Annotated in this window: 3 protein-coding genes; all 3 read right to left on the reverse strand. The window is 72.6% G+C overall.

Going from position 1 to position 4,051, the window contains the following annotated elements:
- On the reverse strand, positions 1–726 hold a 726-nt coding region (locus Mterra_RS19470), incomplete at its 3' end, for an isoaspartyl peptidase/L-asparaginase family protein (RefSeq protein WP_119316633.1).
- Positions 723–3,470, reverse strand: a complete 2,748-nt coding sequence (gene cphA, locus Mterra_RS19475) for a cyanophycin synthetase (RefSeq protein ID WP_119316634.1) — start codon at positions 3,468–3,470, stop codon at positions 723–725. The genes Mterra_RS19470 and cphA, both read right to left, overlap by 4 nt.
- 363 nt (positions 3,471–3,833) lie before the next feature.
- A partial coding sequence (locus Mterra_RS22605; RefSeq protein ID WP_170159753.1) for a hypothetical protein occupies positions 3,834–4,051 on the reverse strand: 218 nt, incomplete at its 5' end.

A 4,051-nucleotide genomic window follows, 5' to 3' on the forward strand; every position in this document is an offset into this window, starting at 1 on the left:
CCCCAGCACCTGCAGCGCCATCACCGCCGCCTCCTCGGGCGAGTGCTGGCGCAAGAACTCGACGGCGGTCTTGGCGAGCACCACCCGCGCGATCCGCTCGCCGTCGCCGGTGAGGGCCGTGCCGCCGAGCCGGTCGTCGGCGTAGAAGCCGCAGCCCGGCAGGGGGCTGTCGCCCAGGCGGCCCTTGGGGTTGTCGCCGGTGCCGCCGGTGGAGACCCCGGCGGCCAGGCGGCCTTCGCGGTCGAGGGCCACGCACCCCACGGTGTTGTTGGTGCGCTGCTTCTGCTCCCACTCGCGCAGCCGCTCGAAGGTGATGAGCGCCTCGGGGTCGCACAGCTCGGCGTGGCGCTCCTGCGCGAAGCGCCGCGCGCCGTCGGAGACGAGGAGGATGGGGTCTTCGTAGAGCAGGGCCCGCGCCACCGAGATGGGGTGGCGCACCCCCTGGACGGCCCCCACCGCCCCGGCGTTGAGGCCCTCGCCCTCCATCAGCCCGGCGTCCATCTCCACCTCGCCGTCGGCGTTGAGCATCGAGCCGCGCCCCGCGTTGAAGACGGGGGCCGCCTCCATCGCCCGGACGGCGGCCTCCACCGCGTCCACCGCGCTGCCGCCCGCCTCGAGCACCTCCCAGCCCGCCTCGACCGCCTGCCCCAGGCCCTGCCGGAAGGCCTCCTTCCGCTCCTGGGGGATGGCCTCGGCCCCGCCGTGGATGACGATGGCCGGCCTCATGCCTGCCCCTGCCCTACGCTCGGCTGCTCGCCCCGCGGGGCGTCGGCCGCGGGGACGAACTCGCGGATGACCCGCCAGGCCTCGTCGATCTCGGTGGCGAAGTGCACCACCAGGTCGCCCGGCCGGGCGCGGCGCAGCGCGGCCTGCAGGGCCTCCGTCTCCTCCAGGATCACGCTGAGCGCGCCCTCGGGCATGCCGCCCTCGAGCACCCCCCGGCGCAGCAGCGCGGCGATCTCGCCCTCGCGGCGGCCGCGGCGGTCCTTGGTGTCCTCGCGCAGGATCACCTCGTCGAAGGTGCGCGCGGCGATGCGCCCGACCTCGAGCATGTCCGCGTCGCGGCGGTCGCCCGCCACGCTCACCACCCCGATGGCCCGGCCGTCGCCCTTGAGGCGGCGCACCAGCTCGACCATGGGCTCGAGGCCGGCCGGGTTGTGCCCGTAGTCGAGCACCACCTTGAAGGGGTGGCCCTCGTAGACGTTGAGCCGCCCCGGGTTCTGCTCGAAGGTGCTCCTGAACTCGGCCAGCGCGGCGGCGATGGTCTCGACCGGCACCCCCACGCTGTAGGCGATGGCGGCGGCGGCGAGGGCGTTCTGCACGTTGACCGCCGCGGCCCCGCCCAGCGTGGCCGGGATCTCGTGCGCCCAGATCACCGGGTGGTAGCCGTCGCCGTCGTACACCGCGATGAGGTCGCCCTTGACCCCGGGCTGGCGCACCACCGCCACGCCGCCGGCGTCCACGTGCTCCTTGAGGTGGCCGGGGCAGCTCTCCCCGCCCTGCATCGAGAACAGCACCAACCGCCCCCCGGCGCGGCGGCGCATCCGGTAGGTGAGGGGGTCGTCGGCGTTGAGCACGCTGTGCCCGTCGTCGGCCACCACCTCCACCACCAGCGACTTCACCCAGGCCAGGTCCTCCACCGTCTCCACCCCGCGCAGGCCCAGGTGGTCGGCCTGGACGTTGAGCACCGCGCCCACCGTGCAGCGGTCGAAGCCTAAGCCCTCGCGCAGGATGCCCCCGCGGGCGGTCTCGAGCACCGCCGCGTCGATGGTAGGGTCGCAGAGCACCACCCGCGCGCTCTTGGGGCCGGTGGTGTCGCCCTTGAGGTAGAGCCGGTCGTCGATGTAGATGCCGGTGGAGGTGGTGAGGCCCACGCGGTAGCCGTGCTTCTTGAGGATGGCCGCCACCATGCGGCTGGTGGTGGTCTTGCCGTTGGTGCCGGTGATCGCCACCACCGGGATGCGGCAGGGGGTGCCGGCGGGGAAGAGCATGTCCAGCACCGGCGCGGCCACGTTGCGGGGCCTGCCCTCGGAGGGCTGGAGGTGCATGCGGAAGCCGGGCCCGGCGTTGACCTCCACGATGCCCCCGCCCGTCTCGCGCACCGAGCGCCGGATGTCGGGGGCCACGAAGTCGATGCCCGCCACGTCGAGCCCGATCACCAGCGCGGCGCGGCGGGCGATGTCGGCGTTGTCGGGGTGGATCTCGTCGGTGCGGTCGATGGCGGTGCCGCCGGTGGAGAGGTTGGCGGTGGCGCGCAGGTAGACCACCTCCCCGGCCTTGGGCACGCTCTGCAGCGTGTAGCCCGACTGCTCGAGCAGCCGCTCGACCTGCGGGTCGAGCTTGATGCGGGTCAGCACCTTCTCGTGCCCCACCCCCCGCCGGGGGTCGGCGTTGGTGAACTCGACGAGCTGGGCGACGGTGTGCTCCCCGTCGCCCACGACGTGGGCCGGCACCCGCTCGGCCACCGCCACCACCTCCCCGCCGATCACCAGCACCCGGTAGTCCTTGCCCTGGAAGTGGCGCTCGACGATCACCTCCGGCCCGTGGGCGGCGGCCTGCTCGAAGCCCCAGCGCACCGCCTCGGGGGTGGTGAGGTTGGTCGAGACGCCGCGCCCGTGGTTGCCGTCGAGGGGCTTGGTGACCACCGGGTAGCCCAGCCGCTCGGCCTCCGCCACCGCCTCCTCGGCGCTGCTGACCACGGCACCTTCGGGGATGGGCAGCCCGGCGGTGAGCAGCAGGCGGTTGGTGAGCGACTTGTCCTTGGCCGCCTCCACGGCGATCTGCGAGGTCTTGGAGGTCACGCTGGCGCGCACGCGCTGCTGGTACTTGCCGTAGCCGAACTGCACCAGGCTCTCGTCGTCGAGGCGGATGGCGGGGATGCCCCGCCGCTCGGCCTCCTCGACCAGCGAGCGGGTGGTGGGCCCCAGCGCCAGCCGCTCGGCCAGGCGGATGAGGGCCTCGAGCTCGGCCTGGAAGTCGAAGGCGGCCCCCTCCTCGGCCAGGGGCCGTGTGCCGCGCGGCACCAGCAGGTCCAGCCCCCCCACGCCCTGAAGCTCGGGCGGCAGCAGCGAGTTCACCAGCCGCAGGGCCAGCCAGCCGGCCATCAACCCCACCCGCTCCTCGCGGTAGGAGTACAGCACGTTGTAGACCCCCTCGCGCTCGCCGGTGCTGCGGGTCTTGCCGTAGGTGACGGGGGTGCCGGCGAGGGTCTGCAGCTCGAGCGCGACGTGCTCGGTCACGTGCCCCAGCCAGGTCCCCTCCTCCATGCGCCGGACGAAGCCGCCCGGGTGCCCGTAGGAGCAGCCGTGGCCCTGTAAGCTCGGCACGAGGGCCACCAGCCGCGCGGTGAAGCCCTCCAGGCGCGAGGTGGGGTAGTCCTCGAGCCGCCCCAGGTCGAGCTTGAAGCGGATCATCGGGTAGTAGCCGTAGGGGTTGGGCCCCCGGTACACCTGGGTTTCCAACACCCGCATGCCTCCGGGGTGAGTGTTCGCGTCGGTGTTCGTCGTCACAAAAAACCTCGTTCTGAGGCTCTCCTCGTCGGGAAAAGTCTCTCGCACTCCCCCATACGCGGCCAGTCGCCCGTACGGCGAAACGCCTCCAGCCGGTGGGTCGTGATGCAACGCTATGGGTTCGAACTGATGCCGTCCCTAAGCCCGGCTGAGCCGGTGCTGAGTGTGAATGCCTGAAAAATGCGATGGGAATGGGGTTCGCCGACCGAAATTAACACTCGATGATGGGGGCAGGGCGGGGGTGGGTCGTGCGTCGTGCGTCCTACGCCGAGCGCTAAACGCACGTCCTACGTCTTACGTCGTACGTCCTACGCGGAATGCCTCTTACAGGCTCTCGATGCTCGCCCGGATCGGGGCGACCTCGGTGCGCACCCGCACGACGCTGTAGCGCTCGCCGAAGGCGGGGGTGCCGCAGTAGCCGGCGGTGCGGCGGGTCTTGTGGAAGCCGAGCTTGACGCCCAGGGCGCTGAAGCGGGGCTCGAGGCTGCCCTGGAAGGCGATGCCGGTGGCGGAGGGGGCTGGGTTGTCGGCCAGGCGGGCGA

Source organism: Calidithermus terrae, from assembly GCF_003574345.1.
GTDB classification, from domain to species: Bacteria; Deinococcota; Deinococci; order Deinococcales; family Thermaceae; genus Calidithermus; species Calidithermus chliarophilus.